The sequence below is a fragment of the Saccharomonospora piscinae genome (genome assembly GCF_005862235.1).
GTDB classification, from domain to species: Bacteria; Actinomycetota; Actinomycetes; order Mycobacteriales; family Pseudonocardiaceae; genus Saccharomonospora; species Saccharomonospora piscinae.
The window spans coordinates 76,878-100,207 of record NZ_VCEK01000002.1; the positions used below are offsets into that span (position 1 = coordinate 76,878).

General features: G+C 70.6%; 22 protein-coding genes. 3 read left to right on the forward strand and 19 right to left on the reverse strand.

Annotated features, from left to right (window positions below; translation table 11 throughout):
• Positions 1-54: 54 nt before the first annotated feature.
• The 3 genes from FFT09_RS05865 to FFT09_RS05875 all read right to left on the reverse strand — a co-directional run bounded on the left by FFT09_RS05865 (position 55) and on the right by FFT09_RS05875 (position 3,570).
• A complete protein-coding gene (locus FFT09_RS05865) occupies positions 55-1,161 on the reverse strand; it encodes a PrsW family intramembrane metalloprotease (protein ID WP_176218292.1) in 1,107 nt (368 codons plus the stop codon).
• Positions 1,162-1,320: 159 nt separating this feature from the next.
• A complete protein-coding gene (locus FFT09_RS05870; protein ID WP_138382090.1) occupies positions 1,321-3,039 on the reverse strand; it encodes a DUF6779 domain-containing protein in 1,719 nt (572 codons plus the stop codon).
• 69 nt (positions 3,040-3,108) lie between these two features.
• Positions 3,109-3,570: a DUF3180 domain-containing protein gene (locus tag FFT09_RS05875; RefSeq protein ID WP_081192405.1), complete on the reverse strand. Its 462-nt coding sequence runs from the start codon at positions 3,568-3,570 to the stop codon at positions 3,109-3,111.
• An 87-nt stretch (positions 3,571-3,657) separates the two neighbouring features.
• On the opposite strand from FFT09_RS05875, the gene FFT09_RS05880 reads away from it, so the two are divergent.
• A complete protein-coding gene (locus tag FFT09_RS05880; RefSeq protein ID WP_138382578.1) occupies positions 3,658-4,605 on the forward strand; it encodes a MerR family transcriptional regulator in 948 nt (315 codons plus the stop codon).
• On the opposite strand, the gene folK is transcribed toward FFT09_RS05880, so the two are convergent.
• The 13 genes from folK to dacB form a co-directional block, all read right to left on the reverse strand.
• Complete coding sequence (folK, locus tag FFT09_RS05885) at positions 4,606-5,109, reverse strand: 2-amino-4-hydroxy-6-hydroxymethyldihydropteridine diphosphokinase (protein ID WP_138382091.1); 504 nt, start codon at positions 5,107-5,109, stop codon at positions 4,606-4,608.
• Positions 5,110-5,122: 13 nt separating this feature from the next.
• The gene (gene folB / locus FFT09_RS05890) at positions 5,123-5,488 is read right to left on the reverse strand and encodes a dihydroneopterin aldolase (protein ID WP_081192407.1); all 366 of its coding nucleotides are present in this window, start codon (positions 5,486-5,488) and stop codon (positions 5,123-5,125) included.
• Positions 5,475-6,335, reverse strand: a complete 861-nt coding sequence (folP, locus tag FFT09_RS05895; protein ID WP_476748598.1) for a dihydropteroate synthase — start codon at positions 6,333-6,335, stop codon at positions 5,475-5,477. The genes folB and folP overlap by 14 nt, the downstream gene beginning before the upstream one ends.
• A complete protein-coding gene (gene folE, locus FFT09_RS05900) occupies positions 6,332-6,976 on the reverse strand; it encodes a GTP cyclohydrolase I FolE (protein ID WP_081191840.1) in 645 nt (214 codons plus the stop codon). The genes folP and folE overlap by 4 nt, the downstream gene beginning before the upstream one ends.
• Positions 6,977-6,995: 19 nt before the next feature.
• A complete protein-coding gene (gene ftsH, locus FFT09_RS05905) occupies positions 6,996-9,437 on the reverse strand; it encodes an ATP-dependent zinc metalloprotease FtsH (RefSeq protein WP_081191841.1) in 2,442 nt (813 codons plus the stop codon).
• 226 nt (positions 9,438-9,663) lie between these two features.
• Positions 9,664-10,428, reverse strand: a complete 765-nt coding sequence (locus FFT09_RS05910; RefSeq protein ID WP_024875406.1) for an ESX secretion-associated protein EspG — start codon at positions 10,426-10,428, stop codon at positions 9,664-9,666.
• Positions 10,429-10,495: 67 nt separating this feature from the next.
• Positions 10,496-11,287, reverse strand: a complete 792-nt coding sequence (locus FFT09_RS05915; RefSeq protein ID WP_081191842.1) for an ESX secretion-associated protein EspG — start codon at positions 11,285-11,287, stop codon at positions 10,496-10,498.
• Positions 11,288-11,290: 3 nt separating this feature from the next.
• Positions 11,291-12,712: a WXG100 family type VII secretion target gene (locus FFT09_RS05920; protein WP_425273043.1), complete on the reverse strand. Its 1,422-nt coding sequence runs from the start codon at positions 12,710-12,712 to the stop codon at positions 11,291-11,293.
• A gap of 19 nt (positions 12,713-12,731) precedes the next feature.
• On the reverse strand, positions 12,732-13,100 hold the full coding sequence (locus tag FFT09_RS05925; protein ID WP_024875409.1) for a hypothetical protein: 369 nt from the start codon (positions 13,098-13,100) through the stop codon (positions 12,732-12,734).
• 151 nt (positions 13,101-13,251) lie between these two features.
• A complete protein-coding gene (hpt, locus tag FFT09_RS05930) occupies positions 13,252-13,806 on the reverse strand; it encodes a hypoxanthine phosphoribosyltransferase (RefSeq protein WP_024875410.1) in 555 nt (184 codons plus the stop codon).
• Between the two features lie 3 nt (positions 13,807-13,809).
• Positions 13,810-14,835 carry a tRNA lysidine(34) synthetase TilS gene (tilS, locus tag FFT09_RS05935; RefSeq protein WP_138382092.1) on the reverse strand — a complete coding sequence of 342 codons (1,026 nt, stop codon included), beginning with the start codon at positions 14,833-14,835 and terminating at the stop codon, positions 13,810-13,812.
• On the reverse strand, positions 14,814-15,881 hold the full coding sequence (locus FFT09_RS05940; protein ID WP_138382580.1) for a zinc-dependent metalloprotease: 1,068 nt from the start codon (positions 15,879-15,881) through the stop codon (positions 14,814-14,816). Before FFT09_RS05940 ends, tilS begins: the two co-directional genes overlap by 22 nt.
• A 115-nt stretch (positions 15,882-15,996) precedes the next feature.
• The gene (gene dacB, locus FFT09_RS05945; protein ID WP_244231252.1) at positions 15,997-17,652 is read right to left on the reverse strand and encodes a D-alanyl-D-alanine carboxypeptidase/D-alanyl-D-alanine endopeptidase; all 1,656 of its coding nucleotides are present in this window, start codon (positions 17,650-17,652) and stop codon (positions 15,997-15,999) included.
• A 465-nt stretch (positions 17,653-18,117) separates the two neighbouring features.
• Between dacB and FFT09_RS05950 the strand changes: the two genes are divergently transcribed.
• Positions 18,118-18,621 (forward strand): inorganic diphosphatase, encoded by a 504-nt coding sequence (locus FFT09_RS05950; RefSeq protein WP_024875414.1) that lies wholly within the window; start codon positions 18,118-18,120, stop codon positions 18,619-18,621.
• Between the two features lie 59 nt (positions 18,622-18,680).
• Here FFT09_RS05950 and FFT09_RS05955 read toward each other — a convergent pair whose 3' ends face one another.
• A complete protein-coding gene (locus FFT09_RS05955; RefSeq protein ID WP_081191847.1) occupies positions 18,681-19,145 on the reverse strand; it encodes an NUDIX domain-containing protein in 465 nt (154 codons plus the stop codon).
• A gap of 82 nt (positions 19,146-19,227) precedes the next feature.
• Entirely contained in the window at positions 19,228-20,943 is a 1,716-nt protein-coding gene (locus FFT09_RS05960) for a hypothetical protein (RefSeq protein ID WP_244231253.1), read from the reverse strand.
• A 152-nt stretch (positions 20,944-21,095) separates the two neighbouring features.
• Here FFT09_RS05960 and FFT09_RS05965 point away from each other — a divergent pair, with 152 nt between their 5' ends.
• Positions 21,096-22,598, forward strand: a complete 1,503-nt coding sequence (locus FFT09_RS05965; protein ID WP_081191848.1) for a peptide deformylase — start codon at positions 21,096-21,098, stop codon at positions 22,596-22,598.
• Between the two features lie 78 nt (positions 22,599-22,676).
• Here FFT09_RS05965 and FFT09_RS05970 read toward each other — a convergent pair whose 3' ends face one another.
• The gene (locus tag FFT09_RS05970) at positions 22,677-23,303 is read right to left on the reverse strand and encodes a DUF3558 family protein (protein WP_338066650.1); all 627 of its coding nucleotides are present in this window, start codon (positions 23,301-23,303) and stop codon (positions 22,677-22,679) included.
• Between the last annotated feature and the right edge of the window lie 27 nt (positions 23,304-23,330).

Sequence of the window (23,330 nt, forward strand, 5' to 3'; positions counted from 1 at the left end):
ACGGCGCGAGACTAGTCCGGCGCGAACCACCGCGCGCCCGCGAGGTGATGAGCTTCACCCGTCGGTGCGGCGCGTGGCCAGCCGAACCGCCTCGCGCCGGGTGTGCCGCAACACGGCCAGCAACTCGGCCTGCCTGCCCTCGGGCGCGGCGTCGCCCGCCCAGCGGCGCGCGAACGCCAGCTCCGTGACGGCGGCCTGGTAGGCGGCCACGGCTCGGCCCGCGGCCCGGCCCGACTCCGCACGTGCCTGCCTGCGCCAGCGCGCCCGTTCCCGCAGCTCGCTCAGCAGGGGCACCTCGGACGGCGCGATCCAGCCCGCCTCGGCCATGCCGGGCAACGCGGCGGCGATGATGCGCTGCTCCCTGCGGCGCTGCCACAGCATCACCAGCACCACCGACACGAAGATCGGCATCATGATGAGGAAGTAGACGTCGAGGAACACGTCGGCGCCGCCCAGCGTGGCCGACGCGTTCCACAGCGCGTGCAGCAGGACGGCACCCACGTAGGCCGCCAGCGGGATCGCGATCTTCGCCGACCGGCGACGCGACCGCACCACCAGCCCGACACCGAGTCCGATCACGACAGAGAAGAGCGGATGCGCGAACGGGGACAGGACACCACGGAGGAGGAACGCCGCAAGGACCCCCGCGGACGACAGTCCATCGCCCAGTCCGTGTTCGACGAAGGCGCGGCCGAAGTAGTAGATGTTCTCCGTGAAGGCGAACCCCGCCGCGCTGAACCCGGCGTACACGATGCCGTCGACGACCCCGTCGAACTCGTGCGAGCGCCGCCACATGAGCGCCACCACGGGAACGGCCTTGGCCGCCTCCTCCACCAAGGGCGCCGACACGATCGCGCTCACCGTGCCACCGCTACCGGTGCCCAGCAGCAGGTCACCCACGGCCTCGGCGGTGTCGTTCACCAGCAACGCCGTCAGCGTGGCGACACAGGCGCCCCACCCGAAGGTGAACAGCAGCAGCCTCGCGGGCTCGGGCTCCCAGCGGTCGATCCACAGAAACGCCGCCACCACGACCAGCACCGGCAGTACCGCGGCGACCACCCCGATGAGCACGGCGAGCACGCCGACGCGCACGGTGGCCAGGCCCAGCACCAGCAGGCCGCACACGGCGAGACCGACGATCCCCGCCACCGGAAGCAGCACGGAGACCCGGCGCGGCGGGTGACGGCGAAGGTGGGCGGGTGACGGCGTGGGCTCGTCGGTGCGGGCCGACCCGGAATCACCGGGCGATCCGGGCTGGTCTGCGGTGGCTCCCCTCACGCGGGCACTCTAGCGACCCGCGCGGGGAGCTGGTCGTGGCAGTCAGTCCGCGGCGCGGCGGCGACGGCGCGGCGAGGCACCGCTCGCGCCGTACGCGGCGAGCAGGTCGCTGACGGACCGACCCTCCGCGTGCGACCCGGCGGGCTCCGCGTCGTCGAACTCCGGCTCCGGTGCCCTGCGCCTGCCCGCCCCCGGTTCGGCATCGCCCTCCGACGAGGTGCCCAGCCAGGAGGGCTGCTCGTCGTCGGCCCGGTAGCGCCTGCCCCGGCCGGACTGCGGTGTGGTCTCCGGCGCCGTGGTCGAGCCGTTCGCCCTCGACGCGGGCTCGTCGGCGGGCTCGGCACGCCGCCTGCGGCCACCGGAGGGCCGGGCGTCCCGGATCTCCGGTGGCAGAGTCGGGTTGGGTTCCGGTGCGACCGGCTCGGCCGGTTGGGCACGCGACACCACCGGAGCACCGGCCACCGTGGCCTCCGAACCGGACCCCGTGGATTCGGTGGCCCCTGCCGCCGCCGAGGGCTCGGCCGGCTGGGGCTGGGCCTGCTGGGCCGGTTTCGGGGCCTCGGCCGGTGGAGGCCGCCGGGTGACCGGCGCGCGCACCTCGGTGGGAGGTTGCGCATCCGCCGTCCTCGGCGGCACGGGACGGGCGGGCGGGCCGCCACGGCGCGGCGGGATGGGCGGCGTCACGGCGGTCCTGCCCTCCACCGGCGACTGTGTTCGGGTCGGGGCCTCCTCGACGGCGGGCTGCGGTCGACGAACAGCCGCGGGCCCCGAAGGGGCCGAGCCGCCCGCGGCAGCAGCGTCCACCGGGGCGACCGCGGGCCGGGAACGCTCGACGGGACGCTCGGCGGCCGGTTCCGGCGCGCGGCGCGGCGCGTACTGCGCGGGCGGTGGCGTGCCGGGAGGACCGGCGACGGGCCGCTGGTTGGAGCGCGACCGTTCGGACCTGGCACGGTTCGCGGCCTCGCTGGCACGCGCCATCGCCGCGCCCGGCTTCGGCTGCACCCGCCGCGTCGGGGGATCGACCGGCTGCTGGTTGGGCCTGCTGTCCTCGGCGGGACGCGACGGCCTCGGCACGAAGCGCGTGCGCGGCGGGCCCGGCTCCCGACGGCGGGGCTGCTCCGCCCTCGCGACCATCGGCTCGTCGGGCTCGGCGGGCTCGGGCGCGGGTTCCGCGTCCCGGTCGCGGACGCGGCCGATCAACTCGGTCGGCTGGTCCACGACCTCCGCGTCCGCTCCGACCGTGAGCTGGGCGGGCCGCCCGTTGCCCGGTTCCCCCGCCGCGACGAGCTTGGGTTCCTCGCCGAGCTTGCGCATGCGGGTCGACTGCGCCGTCAGCGCCACCCGCTCCCACAGCACCTCACCGCCGAAGAGGTTCTGGAGGTTCTCGCGCAGGGTGCGCATCTCCTCTCGCAACGCCTCCAACTCGTCGCGGCTCTCCGACTCGACCCGCCTGCGCGTCTCCGACTCGATCTCCAGCTCGTGCTCACGCCGCGCGGAGATCTCCTTCTGCAGTTCGAGTTCGTAGATCTGCTGGGCCTTCGAGGCGGATTTCTCGCTCGTCGCCGCCTGCCTGCGGTACTGGGCCGCCATCAGCGCGCCGATCAACGCGGCCCACAGCGCGGCGACGACCGCCAGCCTGATCCACCGCAGATCGTCGGTCAGTACCAGGGCGACGGTGGCGCCGAGGGCGAGCAGGAAGCCGACAGCCAGCCACGGTTTGGACGCCGAACGGGCCCGCGAGTCGTCACCCACGCCAGTCATGCCCCACACCGTACCTTCCGGTGATCTGACCGAGACCTTTCCGGTACTTCGAGCGGTGGCCCTCGTGCGCTAATCGGTCGGTGCTCGCCCGTTGTCCCGATCACTGTTGTCCGGTGCGCGGCAGGAGTGCTCCAGCCACAGCGCAGCGCCGATCAACGCGGCGGCGCAACAGGCGCCGATCACCGCGGCCGGAAGATCATTGGCGGCGGCGACGATTTCCCCCGATTGTGGGCCGAGGTAGGCGAGCGCGCCCAGCCATGCGCCCAGCATGAGCGACCCCAGCAACGACGACGCCTTCGCCAGCGCCACCGCCCGCGCGATCCCGACGCCGGTCACCACCCGCCGCGACGCGATCCGCGACCGGATCGCGAACGCCAGCGCCAGTTCCCCCGCCGCGAGCACCAGCAACGTCGCGCCCGCGAGCGTGGGAAGGGTTGGCAGGGAACCGAAGGCGACGCGGAACAGGGGGAACGTGACACCGAACCCGATCACTCCGGCGACGAGCAGATCCCGTGCCCGCGTGAAATGCATGGCCACCACCGTACCGAGGGTCGCGAATCCGTGTTTGACTCTCCACCGACTGGAGACACCACCATCGGTCCGGTGACGGGGGCGAGCATGTTCACCATCGGGGAGTTGTCCCGGAGGACCGGTCTGCCGGTCAAGACCATCCGGTTCTACTCCGACGAGGGTCTGCTGCCGCCCACCGACCGCACCCGCGCAGGGTACCGGCTCTATGACACGCGGGCGCTGGCCAGGCTCGAACTGGTCCGCACCCTGCGGGAACTGGGGATCGGGCTCGCGGAGATCCGCGCCGTGCTCGGGAGGGCGCGGCGGCTGCCCGAGCTGGCCGCCAAGCACGTCGAGGTGCTCGACGAGCAGATCCACGTCCTGCGGACGCGGCGGGCGGTGCTGCGCGCGGTGATGAAGCGGCAATCGGAACCGGACGAGGTGAGGCTGATGAACAAACTGGCGGCGATGTCCGACGAACAGCGCAAGCGACTCGTCGACGATTTCTGGCACGAGGTCACCGACGGGCTCGACGTGAACCCGGAGTTCTACGACCGGATGCGGCAGGCGAAGCCGGAACTGCCCGACGATCCGACGCCGGAACAGCTGGAGGCGTGGATCGAGTTCGCGGAGCTGGTGCGGGACCCGGACTTCCGGGCGCTGATCCGCGGGATGAGCGAGCAGCAGGCGGCGGGACGCGAGCGCGACGCCGACACCGGCGGTGACGGGTGGGCCGACGCCCTATCGCGGGCGCAGGCCCAGCGGTGGGGCGAGTGGAGCGGGCGGGCCCAGGCCGCGCTCGACGCGGGCACCCCGCCCGGCTCCGGCGAGGGCCGGGCACTGGCCGACGAGATCGCGCGGGAGGGCAGTGAGCCCGGCGAGTCCGACGGCCCGGCGCTGCGCCACTCGCTGGCCGACCGCATCGGGAGGGGAGCCGACGCCAGGGCCGAGCGTTACTGGCAGTTGCTCGCGACGATCAACGGGTGGCCGCCGATCCCGGCGCGGGTTCCCGCGGCGCTGTGGATCGTCGAGGCCCTGCGAGCCTCGGCGGACTGATCACCGGCGCCGTGCGAGCACCAGATCGTCGCGGCGGCGCACGGCGGCACGGTCGGCGGCGGGCAGCGCGGCCAGTAGGTCGGCCGCGCTGCCGCGCCCCGGTACCTCGGCCGCCGGATCGATCTCCAGCCAGGGGATCAGCACGGTCGCCCGTTCGGGAGTACCGGGATGCGGCAACAGCAACTCGGGGTCGTCGGATCGGACGCCGTCGACGGTCACCACGTCGACGTCCAGCGTGCGCGGTCCCCACCGCCGCTCGCGCACCCGCTCCGCCTCGCGCTCCAGCTCCTGCGCGGTGCGCAGCCACGCCCAGGCGTCCCGGCCCGGATCGTCGACGACACACACGGCGTTGAGGAAGTCCGGCTGGTCGGTCACGCCCCACGGCGCGGTCTCGTACACCGACGACACGGCCACCAGCGCGTCGCGCAGCCCGGTCACGGCGAGTCGCAGGTACTCCAGCCGGTCGCCCAGGTTCGATCCCAGCGACAGCACCGCACGGCTCACCGCGTCCCTCCCGTCACCGGTCGCGGCGCACGGTCACCGCCACGTCCGCGAACGTCAGCGGGATCGGCGCTGCGGGCTTGTGGACGGTGACCTCGGTGGCGGCGAGCCGGCGATCGCGCATCACCTCGTCGGCGATCCGGCCCGCGACCGTCTCGATCAGGTCGTACGGCGGGCCCGCGACGATGTCGGCGGCCACCCGGGCGAGTTCGCCGTAGTCGACGGTCTCGGCGAGGTCGTCGGATGCCGCCGCTGCCGACGTGTCGAGCCACACCACGAGGTCGACCACGAACTCCTGGCCGTCACGCTTCTCGTGGTCGAACACTCCGTGCCTGCCCGTCACCCGCAGGCCGGTCAGCGTGATGCGGTCACCCCCGGGCACGGCCACTCCGCCACGCCTCGGCGACCAGTACCGCGTCCAGCGACGCGCCGACGTCGTGGACGCGCACTCCCCACGCTCCCGCGGACGCCGCCAGGGCCGACACGGCCGCCGTCGCCACCTCGCGGCCCGACGGCGGCCTCGGCTCGCCCTCGGCGTCGGCCAGCAGCCGCCCGAGGAAACGTTTGCGGGACGCTCCCACCAGGACCGGGAACCCGAGCGAGCGCACCGCGTCGAGGCCGTGCAGCAGCGCCCAGTCGTGCTCGGCCAGCTTGGCGAAGCCCAGCCCGGGATCGAGCACCACGGCGTCCTCGCGCACACCCGCCGCCAGCGCCGCGTCCACCCGCGCGCTCAACTCGTCCCGGACCTCGGTCACCACGTCGTCGTAGGTCGCCAGTGCGGTCATGTCGCGGCTGTGACCGCGCCAGTGCATCAGAATCCACGGCACGCCCGCGTCGGCGGCCACCTTCGCCATGTCGGGATCGGCGAGTCCGCCGGAGACGTCGTTGATGACGCGCGCACCGGCCTCCACCGCAGCGGCGGCGACGGCGGCACGGGTGGTGTCGACCGACAGCACGATGCCCTCGGCGGCCAGCGTCCTGATCACCGGGAGCACCCTGGCGAGTTCGGTCTCGGCGTCCACGCGCTCCGACCCCGGCCGCGTCGACTCGCCACCGACGTCGATCACATCGGCGCCCCTGCGCCAGATCGCGTGCGCGTGGGCGAGCGCGTCCTCCCTGCTCAGGTACCGTCCGCCGTCGGAGAACGAGTCGGGCGTGACGTTGAGAACCCCCATCACCGCACACCGTCCCGGAGCGGGCAGCAGCGGCGCGCCGGTACCGGCGCTCATCGACGCCCCTTGATGAGGTCCAGTGCCTCGGCCCGCGACGACGCCGACGTCTGGAGCAGCCCGCGCACCGCCGAGGTCGTGGTGCGGGCACCGGGCTTGCGCACCCCACGCATGGCCATGCAGAGATGCTCAGCCTCGACCACGACGATCACACCCCTCGGCCGCAGCTTGCGGTTGAGTGCGTCCGCGACCTGCGAGGTGAGCCGCTCCTGGACCTGCGGGCGCTTGGCGTACAGGTCGACGAGCCGCGCCAGTTTCGACAGGCCGGTGACCTTGCCCTGCCCGTTCGGGATGTAGCCGACGTGGGCGACGCCGTGGAACGGGGTGAGGTGGTGTTCGCACAGGCTGTACATCGGGATGTCGGTCACGAGGACCAGTTCCTCGTGGCTCTCGTCGAACGTCCGGTCCAGCACGTGGTCCGGGTCGCTGTAGAGCCCGGCGAACATCTCCCGGTACGCGCGGGCGACCCGCCCCGGCGTCTCCCGCAGCCCGTCCCGCTCCGGGTCCTCGCCACAGGCGAGCAGCAACTCGCGGATCGCGTGCTCGGCCCTCGCCTGGTCGAACACGGCGTGACCGGTTCTCGGGAGTTCCGCGTCGACCTCGAGCGGGGAGTGGCCGTTGCCCGTCACGTCGCCCGTCACCTCACTGACCCCTTGCCGATCACGACGGCTCGCGGCCGTTGTCCTGATCGTTCTCGTCGTCCCGCGGTCGTGTCCGCTCGCCACCTGCCTGCCGGTCCGGCTGCCCCGCGGGCTGGTCGCGCCAGGGATAGCCGCGGTTGCCGCTCGGCTGCGTCGCCGGCGTCCACCCCGGAGGGGCACCGTAGTGGGGCGGGCCGTTGCTGGTGCCGCCTGAGTCCGGCCCGCCACGGTCCGGTGTCCAGGACTTCGCGCCGCCGTTGGTCCGGGGACTGCCGTTGGACGGCCGGTCGCCGGAGGGCCCGGAAGGCGGGGCGTACGGGTTGTACGTCGAGGAGGTGGCCGGGGGCTCCGGTGACGTGTGCGGTGGGCCGCCGGGCAGATCGTTGCCACCCGGCGCCGTGCCGACCGGGGTCGGCTCCGGCTCGGGCGCGTCCGACGGCTCCGGGGATTCCGGGGACTCCGGCGACTCCGGCGACGTGGTCGCCTCGTCCTCGTCCTCGGCGTCCGGGGGCCACGGCTCGCCACGCTCTAACGCCAGCTCCCGCGGCGTCTTGATGGGCGGCTTGCTCGACGGCAACCGTTCCCCGAACTCGTTGAACGTGGTGATGCGCGGGCGCTTCTCGACGGACTCGAAGACCCGTTCCAGGTCCCGGCGCTGGAGGGTCTCCTTCTCCAGCACCTCCATCACGAGGTCGTCGAGCACGTCGCGGTAGGCGGTGAGTACCTCCCACGCCTCGGTGTGCGCGGTCTCGATGAGCTTGCGCACCTCTTCGTCGATCTCGTGCGCGACCTCGAGCGAGTAGTCCGGCTGCCTGCCCGCCGAGCGGCCCAGGAACGGGTCGCCGTGCTCCTGGCCGTACTTGACCGCACCCAGGCGCGGGGACATGCCGTACTCGGTCACCATCGCCTTGGCGATCTTGGTGGCCTGCTCGATGTCGGACGACGCGCCCGTGGTGGGCTCGTGGAAGACGAGTTCCTCCGCCGCGCGGCCACCCATCGCGAACACGAGCCTGCCGATCATCTCGGAGCGCGTCATGAGCTGCTTGTCGTCCTCGGGAACGACCAGCGCGTGACCGCCCGTCCTGCCGCGCGGCAGGATCGTGAGCTTGTAGACGGGCTCGATGTCGGGCATCGCCCACGCGGCGAGCGCGTGCCCGCCCTCGTGGTACGCGGTGATCTTGCGTTCGTGCTCGGAGATGATCCGGCTCTTGCGGGCGGGACCGCCGATCACGCGGTCGACCGACTCCTCCAGCGCCGCGTCGGTGATGACCGACCCGTGCTGCCGCGCCGTCAACAGCGCGGCCTCGTTGATCACGTTGGCGAGGTCGGCACCCGACATCCCCACCGTGCGCTTGGCCAGCGCGTCCAGGTCGCTGTTCTCGGCCAGCGGCTTGCCCTTGGAGTGCACCTCCAGGATCGCCTTGCGGCCACGCAGGTCCGGCGCGGACACCGGGATCTGGCGGTCGAACCGGCCGGGCCGCAGCAGCGCCGGGTCCAGGATGTCGGGCCGGTTGGTGGCCGCGATCAGGATGATGCCGCCGCGCGAGTCGAAGCCGTCCATCTCGACGAGCAGCTGGTTCAGCGTCTGCTCGCGCTCGTCGTGCCCGCCACCGAGTCCCGCGCCGCGCTGCCGCCCCACCGCGTCGATCTCGTCGACGAAGATGATGCACGGCGCGTTCTGCTTCGCCTGCTCGAACAGGTCGCGCACACGCGACGCGCCGACACCGACGAACATCTCCACGAAGTCGGACCCGGAGATCGTGTAGAACGGCACCCCGGCCTCACCGGCGACGGCGCGCGCCAGCAGCGTCTTACCGGTACCGGGCGGGCCGTAGAGCAGGACGCCCTTGGGGATCTTCGCGCCCAGCGCCTGGTACCGCGCCGGGCTCTGCAGGAAGTCCTTGATCTCGTGCAGTTCCTCGACGGCCTCGTTGGCGCCGGCGACGTCGGTGAAGGTCGTGGTCGGCATGTCCTTGTTGAGCTGCTTGGCCTTGGACTTGCCGAAGTTCAGGACGCGGTTGCCGCCGCCCTGCGCGCTGTTCATCATCCACATCAGGAGCAGGACCAGCAGCCCCAGCGGGATCATGTAGATCAGCAGCTGGCTGAAGAAGCTCTCCTGCGTGACCGTGGTGTTGAACCGGACGTCCTGCTGCTCCGTACCCGCGTTGAGTAGCTGGTTGTACAGCTGGTCGGAGGCACCGGCGGGGAACTTGGTGATGACCTGCTCGACCTGCTGCCCCTCGACGCCGATGGAGTCGCCCAGCTGCAGCTTGAGCTGTTGTTCCCGGTCCTCGAGGGTCGCCTCGGAGACGTTGCCGGAGCGGATCTGCTCGATGGCCTGCGACGTGGGTATCTCGGTGAAACCGCGGTCGCTGTCGGCGAGGGTGCTGATACCGAAGTAGAGCAGCAGAGCCACGAGTATCCACAGCAGTGGGTTCTTGAGCAGGCGCTTGCGGTCCATGCGATCCGGCCGTGGTGGCCTCGACCCTCCCTGGCTAGGCGGTGGGTGGTGACGTCCGCCGTCGCGGTGTCGACACGTGCACAGGTGCTACGGAGTTCCCGGCGTTCCCAAAGTTCACCGTCCCACCAGCGTACCGCCCGGCTTCCGTGAGCTGCCCGGCGATCCTGACATGCTGTCACTGTCAACGGCCGAGGTCGTCACCGTGTTCCCCACCTGCGGTGACCGCTCAGCGCGTGACCTCGGAGAGTAACTCCCCGAGCCGGTTCCGGAGCGTCTTCGCGTCCGCCGGGGCGACCGTCACCCACTCGCGGCCGTCGGGTCCCGTGCGGGACAGGCTGAGATAGCGGCCCGAGGCGGTGTCGAACCAGGCCAGCACCGCGGAACGGCGCTTGCTTCCCAGCTCGTCGCGGCTGTTCGCGGCCAGCTGACCACCCCGCAGCCGGGGCTGGGCGATCAACTGCGCGTACGCCTCGGCCGGGTCGTGCGCACGGTCGGCCAGGCCACCACGCTTGCGCGGCGACTCCGCCGCCCCGCTGCGCGCGGGCGCGATGCGCAGAGCCGAGTCCAGCGGCAACGTGATGGACGCCTCGGTACCGCGCGCGGCCGACGGCAGCAGATCGACGATCGCCGAGGCGAGCCCGTCCGCGTACGCGGAGCGCAGCCAGATCCCGTCCGCGTTCTGCACCGCGAGCACGGCCTGCGCGCCGTCGGCGGCGGCCAGCGCCGACACCGGCTGCTGCCGGAACTCAGGTATGTGGAGCGCATCGATGCTGACCGAGGGCCGGGCCAGCACCCGCAGCCAGTCCCCCACGGGCGAGGCGTCGATGTTCCGCGCGGCCAGTTCGGTGTGAACCCTGCGGCGCAACGCGGCCCGCTCGTCCTCGGACGCCCCGTGCGACGGGACGGACAACGGGTACGGCAGCTCACCGACGCCCGCTTCCTCCCACAGGAGGTCGAAGGCGACGGGTGTGAAGAACTCCTGCGCGGACACGATCTCCCCCAGGTTGCTGTCGCGGTGGTTCCAGGCGGTGGGCCACCGCAGGATAGCCGTCACAACGTCACAGCCGTGCGGTCGTGGCCTCGGCGGCCGAGGACACCATCTCCGAGAGCCGGTGTCGCAGGGTGGGCGCGTCGGCCGGGGCGATCACGATCCAGTCGCGGCCGTCGGAGCCCCGGCTGGCCTGCGTGAGGTAGCGACCGGTCTCGGTGTCGAACCAGCTCAGCACCGGCGACCGGCCCTTGGCCCCCGAGCGATTCCGCGCGTTGGCGCCGAGCTGCCCACCGCGTTCGCGGTTCTGCGCGTGCAGGCGGGCCAGTGCCTTGCGGTCGGAGTCGGCCCGCGCCGTGCTGCCGTCGGACGTGGCGGGCCGCCGCTGCATGAAGTCGGCCCCTGGCCCGGCCAGCAACTGCTCCAGGGGCACGGTGATGGACTGCTCGCGGCCTCGCTCCGCAGGAGGGAGCTGGCCCACGATGGCGCTCACCAGGCCGTCCGCGGGGACCCGTTCCAGCCACACCGTGCCGGCCTCCTGCACCAACAGCACCCCGTGCTCGCCCACGGCCGCGGCCACCGCCATCCTCGGCTGGGCACCCGGCGCCCCGATGAACACGGAATCCAGGCTCAGCTCTGCGGCGGCGAGCACCCCGAGCGTGTCCTCGACGTGGGGTTGCGGCCTGCCGTCACCGTCCACGAGTCCGCGCGAGGCCAGTTCGGTGAGCACCCGGGCCCGGAGCGCCGCACGTTCCTCCAGCGTGTCGCCGTGAGAGCGCACCGTGATCGGGTACGGCAGCTCACCGAGGTTGCCCGACTCCCAGAGGAAGTCGAGCTCCACCTCGGTGAGCCGTTCGCGCACCTGTTAACGCCCTTCGTCGTCGGGGCCCCACGCGCCCAGCACCGGCGGCGCGGCGGACTCGGTGGCTCCGAAGGTGGCGTCGGGGTCGGGCTCGATCAGGAAGGACGCGTGCGTGTGCTCCTTCTCCTCCTCCTGCTGCCTGCCCGCGGCGGCCCCGGCACCCATTCCCATGGGCCCGCCGGCCGGAGCGGGCTGGCCTCCGCCGACGACACCGCCGGGGGACGAGACCGGCGCCTGGTTCTGCACGGGAGCCGCGTTGGTGGGCGCTGCCGCGGCACTGCCGGTCTCGTTGGCCGAGGCCACGGTCTCGGCGCCCTCGGTGGACTTCTTCGAGCCACTGCGCTTACCCGACGACAGCGACCGGGCGCCCGCGTAGCCGAGCGCACCGCCTGCCGCGGCGGCGCCGAGCGACTGGCCCACGTTGAGGCCACCCCCGCCGCCGGCGGCGGGGGCAGGCGCGGACCCCGAACCGGCACCCGCGGCGGTTCCCGCAGCGGCGGACACACTGTGCGGACGGGCACCCTGAGCACCGTCGGTGCCTCCCGCGACGGCGTCGGTGCCGCCCGCCACGACGGCGGGCGCCCCGGCTCCGGGAGCGACACTGCCCATGCCGGTGCCGGAGACGCCGAAGGTGCCCATGGCCCCGAGCCTGCCCGCCTCCACGGAGGCGCCCCCGTCCAGCGGCTTGAGCCCCAGCGACTCGGGACCGAAGCTCGGGGTCGTGCCGTCGATCTGCGACAGCTCCTCGGTGTAGGCCTCAAGGAACGCGATCTGCTGGGCCTTCACCTCCTGGGAGGCGTCGTGCTGCTCCTTGAGGTCCTTGATCATGGCGGCGGGTCCGCCCGACAGCATCGCCGCGGTCTCGGCGCCGGGGTCGAACTCCTTCGGCTCCGGCATCGACTTGAGCTTCGACGCGGCGGCGGCCTGCTGCGCGAGCCGGTCCTGCATCGTGCGCGCCGCCTCCGACGCCTGCGCGCTGGAGTTGGCGATTCCCACGAGCGATCCCTGCGCCGCGCCCGCGCCCTCACCGATCCACGCCGAACCGAGTTCGGAGATCGCGTTGTAGAGGTCGTCGGCGAGGCGCGTCAGCTCGCCACCGTGGCGTCCCCAGGTCTGCCCGAGCTCCTCGGCGGTGCCGGGCTCGTTGTTGACCGTGCCGAAGGCGTAGAGCCGTTCGCTCTCGTTGGCCGCCCAGTTCGGGCGCGACCCGATCGCCCGGTCGACGCCGTAGTCGAAGCCGTCCGCGCGGCCCCTTGCGCGCGCCACGATGTCGGCGACCTCGGCGCCCTCCCGCCGCATGACCGCGTCGGTGTTCACCGGCGCCGACCCCATGTCGTAGCCACCGCCGGGTCCCGCGGCGCCGGTGGCACCGGTGGTCGCCGTCGACTCGGTGGTTCCGCTGTCGCCGCTTCTGTCCGAGTACATTCCGTATCCCCCTCCTGGCTCAGAGCTGCCCGGTGAACGACTCGGCGCTCGACGCGTCGAAGTCCTCGTAGCGGCTCATCGCCGTGAGGATCGCGTGCTCGGCCTGGTCGTACTGCGTGTACAGGTTGCGCAGTGCCTGCGCGTACGAGTCGCCCATCCCGGCGGCGCGATCCGCGAACTTGGTCGCGATGGCCTCCCCGACCGGATTGGCCCCCAGCTTCGGTGAGACCGCGAGGAAACCGGTGTTGTCCAGCAGAGCCGCGACCGCGTCCTTACCGGTACGGATCTTGGCCAGCACGGCCTGCGCGGCGTCCGGCTCGATTCCGACCTGTCCCTGCGCCGCTGCGGCGCGGAAGGCGGCGGCGTCCGCATAGCTGCTGTTCGGCATGTGTTCGCTCTCCTGTCCCCAGCACAACCCGATTCGGCTCAGCGCCCTGCGATCTTCGCTAAGGTTAACGCACCCGAGGTACCGCTACGACGGCTTCTCGCCGGTTCGGGTTCCGTTTTCGCGGAAAGTCTTCGCGGGCGACGCCGGACCGTTACGAGGAGTAGACCCGGGGGTCCAGCGTTCCGATGAACGGCAGGTCGCGGTAACGCTCCGCGTAGTCGAGGCCGTAGCCCACGACGAACTCGTTCGGGATGTCGAAGCCGACGTAGCGGACCGGGACCTCCACCTTCACGGCCTCGCGCTTGCGCAACAACGACACCACGTTGAGCGACGCCGGGTTGCGGCTGGCGAGATTCTTCAGCAGCCAGGACAGCGTCAGGCCGGAGTCCACGATGTCCTCGACGATGAGCACGTCACGGCCCGCGATGTCGCGGTCGAGGTCCTTGAGGATGCGCACGACGCCCGAGGACGAGGTGGACGAGCCGTAGGAGGACACGGCCATGAACTCCAGCTGTGCCGGAATCGGGAGGGCACGCGCGAAGTCCGTCACGAACATGATCGCGCCCTTGAGGACGCAGACGAGGACGAGATCGGACGACACCCGCTCTGCGGGGTAGTCGGCGGCGACCTTCTCGGCCAGCTCGGCGACCTTGTCCTTGATCTGCTCCTCGCTGATCAGCTCGGAGGCGATGTCGCCGTCGTACACGGGTCAGCTCCCTCGGGTGGTGGGTTGGCGTCGGTTCAACGTGAGCTTGTCATGCGCCCGCGACACCTCGGCACCGCCGGGTAGGAAAACTCCGCCCTGGCCGCGCCACCGGCCCACGAGCGCGTCCACCGACCGCAGATGCGCGTCGGACAGGTCGCCGACGCCCGCCCCGAGCAGCCACGTCCGCAGCACTCGCCTGCGCACGGCGGGGGGCACCCCGGCGAGCGCCGCGACGCTCAGGTCACGCCCCGCCTCGGCGCGCCGCGCGACGTCGGCGGCCACGGCGTCGAGCGCGTCGCAGTCCTCCCGCAGCTGCCGCGCCGTGCGTGCCAGCGCGGCGGACACCCCACCGGCCAGCACGTCCTCCAGCAGCGGAAGCACCTCGTGCCGTACCCGCACCCGCCGGAACCGGGGGTCGGCGTTGTGCGGGTCGTCCCAGGGCGACACGCCCAGCTCCACGCAGGCCGCACTGGTGACCGACCTTGGCACGTCCAGCAGCGGGCGCGCCCAGGGCGGATCCAGCGGCCGCATCCCCGCCAGCGAGCGCGAACCCGAGCCACGTCCGAGCCCCAGCAGCACGGTCTCGGCCTGGTCGTCCCGGGTGTGGCCGAGCAGCACGAGTGAGCCAGGACCCGCGTGGTCGCGCAACGCGGCGTAGCGAGCCCGGCGCGCCGCCGCCTCGGGCCCACCGGGCCCGGCCACGGCCACCGGCAGCACCGTCGCGGTGGCCACGCCCAGGTTCCGCGCCCGCTCCGCGGCCCGTGCGGCCACCTCGGCCGAGCCGGGTTGCAGACCGTGGTCCACCACGAGCGCGCCCACCGTGAGGTCACGCCGCCGCCCGACGTGGGCCGCCGCCTCGGCGAGCGCCAGCGAGTCGGCTCCGCCCGACACCGCGACGTACACGCGACCCGACCGCAGCGGCGCCGCACACGCGCTGTCGGCGAGCAATGTCCGTACCGCCCTGCGCACTTCGAGGACCGCGTCGAGCGGCCTGCGGGAGAGCCGCTCTACTGCACCCGGCGCAGCCATGCCTTCGGGTCCTTGATCTCCGACCGGCTCGGCAGCGTGTTCGGCGAGGTCCACACCGCGTTGAAGCCCGCCATGCCGACGGTGTCGATGACCTCGCGGGTGAAGGCCGAGCCGAGGGCGTACTGGCGCACCTTGGCATCGACACCCAGCACCGACCGCAACACGCGGTCGAGCAGGCTGCCTCCGGAGCGCCGCGCGGTGACCCGCCGCCGGATGGTCGCCACGCTGGGCACGACGGCGGGCCCGACCGCGTCCATCACGTAGTCGGCGTGGCCCTCCAGCAGCGTGGACAACGCGATCAGCCGATCGAACACCGCGCGCTGGGACGGCGACTGCACCAGTTCGGCCACGCCCAGAGCCCCGTCCCGGCGCGCTCGGCGCAGGTTGTCCGGCAGTTGGGAGAGCACGGTGGTGAGCCCGTCGGACTCGGCGAAGCCGGTGATCAGGCGCCCCACCTCGTCGGCGAAGTACTCGCGCAGCCACTCGACGGCGGTGAACTGCAGGCGGTGGGTGCATTCGTGCAGGCACACCCACATGCGGAAGTCCCTGCCCGGCACGCGCATGGCCCGCTGGGCGGTCACCACGTTCGGCGCCACCAGCAGCAGAGTGCCCTCGTGGTCGTCGCCGCCGAAGGGGTCGTACTGCCCCAGCACCCGGCTCCCGAGGAAGGCCAGCACCGCCCCGGTCTGCACCCCGGCGCTTCCGGCCAGCACCGGCGCCAGTGCCCTCCCGGGACCACCGGGCCGCTCCGCCGACGGCATCGCCCTGCTGGTCAGCCGGTCGAGTCCGGCGGCAGCGGCCCGCACCCAGCCGGGCCGGTCCACGACCTCGCCCGGCCGCAGCGGCAGGCCCGCGCCCAGTCCCGTCAGGTCTCTGACGTGCCGCTCGGCCTCCGCCGTCAGTTCCCGGAGGTCCGTCACCACACGGTCGGCGTCGGAGCGCTCCATCGCGGGGCCACCCCGGGCGAGGTAGGCGCCGGTGGACGCCGCGACCGACCAGTCGACCAGCGCGCCACGCCCGTCGCGTTCGCGCACTGCCGCGCTCATGCCCGCCGCTCCGGAGCGGCGGGGGTCACCGTGCCGGGGCTGCGAGTCGTCACCAGTCATCCTTTCGCCGCCTGCGCCGGTCGCATCACCGGCCCGCTCTCGACGCTACCCGTCCTCAGCGGCAACCACAGGCGTGCAGAGCGGCCGGGAACCGGTCGAGCGCCGCGCGCACGGCGTCGGTGTCGGAGCCGACCCCCATGAGCGCGAACACCAGGAGCCTGCCGTCGGCCGTCTGCACCTGCCCCGCCAGGGTGTGGACGCCGTTCTCGCCCGGCAGCGAGCCCGTTTTGGCCCGCACCCAGCCGCGCCCGTCGTGGGTCGGTCCCTCGCCGTAACGGCCGGCGAGGGTGCCGCTGCCGCCCGCCACCGGCATCCCGCCCAGCATCGGGCGCAGCCTCGGCTCACCGTCGCCGGACGCGGCCATGGTCAGCAACCGGGTGAGTGCCACCGCGGACACCGCGCTCTGCGGCGAGAGCCCGCTGTTGTCGCGCAGGTCGACGTCGCCGACGTCCAGTCCGTTGCGCGACAGCACGTCCAGGGTCGCCTCGGCCGCGCCCTCGAACGAGGGTTCCTTCCCCTCGGCGATGGCCACCTGCCGCCCCAGTGCCTCGGCGAGCAGGTTGTCCGACTCCACGAGCGACGTGCGCACGAGTTGCGACACCGGCGCGGAACGCACCTCGCCCAGCACCGCCGCGCCCTCCGGGGCCGTGGTAGCCCCGCCCGCCTGCGCCCCGAGTTCGCTCGCGAGGACCCCGGCGAGGTGCTCCGCGGGATCCGGGCGCCCCGGGGAATGCCCGTTCAGCGGATCGGTGCGGCCACCGTCGAGCATGGCGGGCTCGACGGCCACCATGTAGGTCGAGGGCACGTCCTCGGGCGCCCAGCCCGGCCCCTCCGTGGGGCCCGTGAAGGCCGAGGTGTCCAGCTCCACACGGGAGACGTCGCCCCCGGTGGCGTCGCGAACCTGCTCGACGAGGTCGTCGAGGTGCGCCGCACCCGGAAAGATCGACTCCTGACCCGGCGGCAGGGACGACAGCGTGACGTCGCCCCCGGCGACGAGCACCACCGTGCCCGGTTCCGCGCCCTCGACCACCGTCGTCGGGATGCGCATGTCGTGATCCAGCGCGAGCAACGCCGCCGCGGCCGTGAAGAGTTTCGTGGTGGAACCGGGAACCCGGGCCTGGCCCGGATCCCGTTCCCAGAGGGCGGTACCCGAGGCCGGGTCCACCACGCTGCCGGTCAGCACGGTGAACGCGGGGTCCGACACCAGCGGGTCCAGCGCGGCGGCCACTCCGTCCGCCGTCGGCTGTGAGCCCGCTCCCGACGCGGCGCGGAGCGCGAGCGCCACCTCGCGAGGCGCGGGCGGGTCCGACTGGGGCAGGTTGGGCGCCCAGGGAAGGCCGAGCCGGTTGGACACGTCCGGCAGGGCCAGCACCCCTCCTGTCGCCAGCAGCACCACGGCGAGCACCACCGCGAGCACGATCGTCCGGCGGCGGCGTGGCCTGCCCGTGGACTCGCCCTGCGGGGTGTCACCGGGCGGCGGCTCGGACGGTGCCTGCTCCTCGCCCGCCCGATCCGGGTCGCCGGGCGCGGCACGTTCCCCGGCAGGCGTCCCGGCCGGGCGGGTGGCGGGGCGCGCGGGCTGTGCTGGTTCGGCGAGTTCGGCGGGTTCCGGCGCGACCGCGCGTTGCTGTTCCGTCCCGCCCGCGCGCGGCTCGATGCGGGTCGGCCATGCCTGGCGGCCCGCCGGTGGGGCGGCGGCGTCCGGGGGCACGGGCGGAGGTGACAGTGGGGGCGCCTGCTGGGCGGGCCGGAACGCCTGGAACGGCTCGGGCCGCGAGGAAGGCGGGGCCGACCGCGGTGGGTGGGCCTGCCCTGACTCGTCGCGTTCACGCGGGCCTGGCCGGGGCGCCGGTCGTGGCACCCGCAGTGTGGAATGATCGTCAGGGTTGTCCGCCGGATTGGCGGGAATGCTCATCCTGTCGGTCTTCTGCTGTTCCGGAGGCTCGGTCTTGTCAGGCGCACGGTCCGGATCATGGTCGCTGGACGGCCATCTCGGCCCCTGACCGTCTCCCGTGCCAGACAAAACCCCTCCTCGCGGTCAAGGGGGCAGACATCACATTTGCACACCATCAGTGGTCCGCCTGCCCTGTGCGTGGTCCACACTAGTCATGCCCGAAGTGATCACGTGTGAGCCGCCCGGTTGAGCAGCGGCGCGAGACGAAGCAGCGAGGACGGCGTGGAGTTCGACGTCACCATCGAGATCCCCAAGGGGGAGCGCAACAAGTACGAGGTGGACCACAAGACGGGGCGCATCAAACTCGACCGCACCCTGTTCACGGCCACGCAGTACCCGGCCGACTACGGCTTCATCGACGACACGCTGGGGCAGGACGGCGACCCGCTCGACGTGCTCGTGCTCGTGCAGGAGCCCACGTTCCCCGGCTGCCTGATCCGCTGCCGGGCCATCGGCATGTTCCGCATGACCGACGAGAAGGGCCCCGACGACAAGGTGCTGGCCGTCCCGTCGGACGACCCGCGCATGGAGCACCTGCGCGACATCCACCACCTCAACGAGTTCCACAAGCTGGAAATCGAGCACTTCTTCCAGGTCTACAAGGACCTCGAACCCGCCAAGAGCGTGGAGGGCTCGACCTGGGCGAGCCGCGCCGAGGCGGAGGCGGAGATCCAGCGCTCGTACGAGCGCCAGGCCGCCCACGAGGAGCAGGGCGCCGAGCACTGAGCTGAACAAGCACTGACACGCTCGGCTGGGGCGACCGTCCCAGCCGAGCGTGTCAGTGCTCATGCCGACGTGGTCGCGAATCCGTACTCACGCAGAATCCTGCCGTTGTGAATATCGTTCCACGCTACGCCGAGGAACTCGAGGGCGTCGGAGGGTAACTGGGCCGGATCCGCCCAGACGAGTTCGGTGCATTTCCGCGGCTCATGGATCTTCGGTGTTCCGTGCCAGGTGGCGGCGGTGAAAAAGATGTCCACGCGAGGTTCTTGGCTCATCCGGAACCAGGTGGTACCTGGCATCAGATCGGCGTGCTGTAGTGAAATGCCGAGCTCCTCCTCGGCTTCGCGGACGGCGCACGCCGTCGGGGTCTCTCCAAGATCGACGTGCCCTGCCGGCAGACCGAGCTGACCGTCCGCGTACCCGGACCCGGCACGCCGCATGAGAAGCGTTCTCTCTCGCCGGACGAGGAAGATGTGGACGGCGAGCGGGTAGCGGTCGTGCTTGGTGTCGAACACGTACGTCGACATGCGACTCCTTCGCTGTCCGATCGTGGGCGGGCTCGTACGACAAGAGCACCGGACGCGGGGTAGGTGCTTACGCTTCGTCAACCTATCCGTTGGTGGGCGCCACAGCCAGCGCTTTCGGCTGGACCGTGCGGGATCCGTCCACGTACGCGGTGATTCCTTTGCAGCCCTGCTGGAACGCGCTGACGTAGGTGTCGTAGACGTCGATTGATTGTGCCGTGCCGGGCAAGTTCACCGTTTTCGACACAGCTTCATCGACGCAAGCTTGGACCGCTGCGGCCATCGCCAGGTGTCCAGACGGGCTGATTTGGGTCGCGGTCGCCAGCACCCCACGCAACCGTTCTGGCAGTGTCGGGTCGGCTGGCAGGCGACCGTGAGTACGAACGAACTCAAGCACGTCGGTACGACCCGCGTCTTTCAGCGCGGCGAAAACCCCAGGATGCTGGTGTCCTGGCTGTTCGGACAACCGAAACAGTGGCTCGATTCCGGTCGAGGCATCCACTACCGGCGCCGAGCGCCCGGTCGGCGGCACGGCGATCGTGGAGGAGTTGCGTAGCTGCCCGGTCGCGGCGATCTTGTCAGCGAGTACAGCCCAGTCGCTACGGTTGACGCTGTCCACCTCTAATGCCGCGAATCGCCCTAGAAACCGCGGATCGGCATATCGCGACCGGCCGCTCAGCACTGCCGGGGCGCCACCCCGGGTGTGCGCGAGTTCGACCGACGCAAGCTTGGAGGTGTAATTGACGAGCGCCAAGACTTCTTGGGTCAGCCGCCGCCCCTCGGTGCTGTCGTAGGGGAGCCCGGCCGCAAGCAGTAGATCGGCCAGACCGCAGAAGCCAATGCCGATTTTGCGTTTGGCGCCCATAACTCGTGCCGACACTGGCGAGGGGTAATGGGCGAGACTCGCCTCGACGGCATCGTCCAGCGCTCGCACCAGCGTCCGCGTGGTGTCGGAGAGCGCGTCGGCGTCGACAGGAAACGCTCCCGTGCCGCTGAAGAACCGACCGAGGTTCAAGTATCCGAACTGGCAGGTTTCACCGGCCGCCAGCCCCACTTCGGCGCAGGGAGCGGTGGAGACGTATGTGCCGACTTCGGGAGTCGGATTGCCCTCGTTCATCCGATCGGCGAACAGCAACCCCGGATCGGCGCAGAGGTGGGCAGCCTCTGCTGCGGCGAGCAGCAGGTTTCGCTCCCGTCCGGGGTAGGAAAGTGCAGCACTCATCTGCTTGTCGGTCACGTTCAGGGAAATGTTGAACTTCCAAACTTCGTCCCGAGAGTCGGCACCCACCTTGCAGGTAATGAATTCTTGAGCGCGCGGGTGTTCCAGGGACAGGACGGCCATGTTCCCGACCGGCCTATTCTCCAGTCCAGAAGCCGCTCCCTCAACGGCGATCTCGTTGAGATAGCGCAGTACGCCGACCGGGTCGTTTAACTCGTCGAGCGCAAAACCCGTACCCATCCCCGCCCGGTGGTAGCCATCGACGATCGTTTTGACCTGCGCAAGGTCGCCGCGCAGGTCCACGGGCGGAACCGCGCACGCCGCTAGCGGCCGCTCGTTGTACCGGCCGGCGTTGGTCATGATCGGCGTGGAGAAAACAATACGTTCGCTATCCAGAGCATGGCCGAGACGCTCGCCGAACACAGCTGCACCCGTCGCGTCGAAGCGGGCGTCAGCGGTTTCAAGCGCGGCGACAATACGAGTCACCATATCCGGTGCGGTCTCATGCCTAGAGATCATCTGACCATCGCGCAGATATGCTTCACGGCGAGGGCTGCTGGGGAAGTTCGAACGATACACCACGGTTACTCGTCTCCCTGTGCTCGTCTGCCCCCGGCCTGGGGGCGTTGGAGATCAAGACCATCGTGGTGCCCGGGTGTGCCGCTAGGATGAAAGACCACTCACGGTAAGTTCACGCACACTCACGGATTTATACCGAATCGGAGATGTAGACGATGCCCACGGGCACGACCGGCCCGGCAGACGCCGAGGTGAACGTGTTCGCCGTCGAACTCAAACGCTGGCGCGATGTTCGCGGCCACTCCCGCGCCACCCTCGCCAAGGCCATGGGATACGACCGCTCGTATGTGTCCAAGGTCGAGTCCGGAGCCGAAAGGCCGTCCGAAGCTTTCGCCGCACACGCGGAGAAGGCGCTGCGTGCTGGCGGGGCGCTGCGCACTGCGTTTCGGGACTTCGAAACCTCGCGCCCGACGAAGTTGCGTCCCCCCGCGGCTCCACTGCCCGAACCGCACGCGGGAAACGCAAACCTCATTGTGAACCACGACGACGCGACCCTGCGTTACGAGAACGGCGGCTACCGGCTCACCCAACGCCGTCATCTGGTAAACCAGAGCAACGAGCCGATCACCCGATACCTGGTCCGCATCTCCGTGGACCGGTATCCAGGGGACCCGGAACGGTCGAACCAGCTGTACAGCGAGAATCCGCTCACCTGGGATGAGATCGGTCTACGCGCCTGGCATGGCCGCAACCGATCCAACCCGATGAACTGGACCGCCCACCACGACCGAGACGCGTTCAAGGAGGTCTGGCTACTCTTCGCTGGCGAACACGGGCACTTCCCCCTGTATCCAGGGGAAAGCTGCTGGATCGAGTATGAGTACACCGTGAGTGAGAAGCATTGGGGGAACTGGTTCCAGCGTGCCGTCCGGCTGCCGACCCGCACGCTGTCAGTGTGCCTCGATTTCCCGGCCGAACTCGCCGCACAAGTCTGGGGCCTCCACACTTCGATGACCGCGCAAGCGATGCCGTTCGCCACCGCGATCGGCCGGGATGACACCGGAGACAGGCACGTCTTCTCCTGGTCATGCGAAGACCCGCCGTTGCATGCGCGGTATCGCCTCGAATGGCATTTCCGTGGCTGCGCAGCCACGTCGGGCGGGGCTGGGCCCCGCCCGAGCGAGGTCATGGCCGCTCTGGGCATAGTGCAGGACAGCAACCCTGCACTGCGCCGCGTCGCCCGGTCCTTCGAACTCCCAGTCGAAGCCGAGGACGCTCACCGCGTCCTGACCGCTCTCAACTCGGCAGCCGAACGTGTCAGCCAGGTCCATACCTTCGGGAAGGGCATGGGTATTGCCGCACCGCAAATCGGTATCGACCGCGCCGCCGCGATAGTCCATACCCCGGACGGCGAGTTCATCAGCCTATTCAACCCGGTCGTCATCGAAGAGGCTGGCGACGTCGACGAGCAGTATGAGGGTTGCCTGAGCTTCTTCGACGTTCGCGGACAGGTTCCGAGAACTCAGGTGATTCACGTCGAGCACACCACCCTCGACGGACGGAAGAAGATCACGATGTTCGAGCGCGGTATCGCCCGTCTGGTGGCGCACGAGGTCGACCACCTCCACGGTCACCTTTACACCGACCGCATGAGGGAAGGCGTCGCACCCATTCCTGTCGAGCAGTACCGAGGCACAGGAACCAACTGGTCGTACTGACTCACAAAGAGCACCGCCACCTGAGCAGCCGGTGGCGGCCGAGTACCCACGAAGGCGACCTACGGGCCGATATTCACATCACGGGACTTCAGGCAATCGCGGCTCCAAGATACCCGAGATTATCTCGGCGATCTCGCACGAATTATTCACTTCACTTCCACCGAGTACCGTCACATCAACTCGAGAGGAATCGTCCAACCTCAACGCCATCACACAGTCCCCAGACGCCGGGTCCTGTGTCGATACAGCAGCGCGTTGATTGACTTCCCTTTGCTTCACACCATTACCGATATCATTTACTGTGTCAATGCCTTGCGAATCGCGGACACCGACAGTAAAGGTAAATCCACCCGAACCTGACTCAAAGTCCGCCTGCCAGAAGCACGATCGCGCGCCTCCTCCTTCTTTGTACTCTGAGTCGAACTCGCCTACATCGGCTAGGTCTACTACCGAAATAAGCTCACAAGGATCGATCGACGCGCTCTCTAAAACAGAAGACGGAACCGTTGCAGGGAGCTCACTCAGCGACGTGCCTGCCGACGCATGTGGCTCTGCGTAACCACACTCCCCGTTTGAACAACCAGAAATCGTAATCAGAATCAGGAACGTAGCCGCCAAAGTTGCAGGCGATACCAGCTTAGTACCTATCAATCTTCGCCCAACCTTTGAACCGGCTCGTCTGTGCCATCGAATCGACCCCCACAACCGAAACGGAGCGACATGACCGAACGC

What these genes read in the sequence shown, in the direction of transcription:
- FFT09_RS05870 (WP_138382090.1), bottom strand. Translation starts at nt 3,039, where the DNA reads ATGACTGGCGTGGGTGACGACTCGCGGGCCCGTTCGGCGTCCAAACCG.
- FFT09_RS05875 (WP_081192405.1), bottom strand. Translation starts at nt 3,570, where the DNA reads ATGCATTTCACGCGGGCACGGGATCTGCTCGTCGCCGGAGTGATCGGG.
- FFT09_RS05880 (WP_138382578.1), top strand. Translation starts at nt 3,658, where the DNA reads ATGTTCACCATCGGGGAGTTGTCCCGGAGGACCGGTCTGCCGGTCAAG.
- folP (WP_476748598.1), bottom strand. Translation starts at nt 6,335, where the DNA reads ATGAGCGCCGGTACCGGCGCGCCGCTGCTGCCCGCTCCGGGACGGTGT.
- ftsH (WP_081191841.1), bottom strand. Translation starts at nt 9,437, where the DNA reads ATGGACCGCAAGCGCCTGCTCAAGAACCCACTGCTGTGGATACTCGTG.
- FFT09_RS05920 (WP_425273043.1), bottom strand. Translation starts at nt 12,712, where the DNA reads ATGTACTCGGACAGAAGCGGCGACAGCGGAACCACCGAGTCGACGGCG.
- FFT09_RS05925 (WP_024875409.1), bottom strand. Translation starts at nt 13,100, where the DNA reads ATGCCGAACAGCAGCTATGCGGACGCCGCCGCCTTCCGCGCCGCAGCG.
- tilS (WP_138382092.1), bottom strand. Translation starts at nt 14,835, where the DNA reads ATGGCTGCGCCGGGTGCAGTAGAGCGGCTCTCCCGCAGGCCGCTCGAC.
- FFT09_RS05940 (WP_138382580.1), bottom strand. Translation starts at nt 15,881, where the DNA reads ATGAGCGCGGCAGTGCGCGAACGCGACGGGCGTGGCGCGCTGGTCGAC.
- FFT09_RS05955 (WP_081191847.1), bottom strand. Translation starts at nt 19,145, where the DNA reads ATGTCGACGTACGTGTTCGACACCAAGCACGACCGCTACCCGCTCGCC.
- FFT09_RS05965 (WP_081191848.1), top strand. Translation starts at nt 21,096, where the DNA reads ATGCCCACGGGCACGACCGGCCCGGCAGACGCCGAGGTGAACGTGTTC.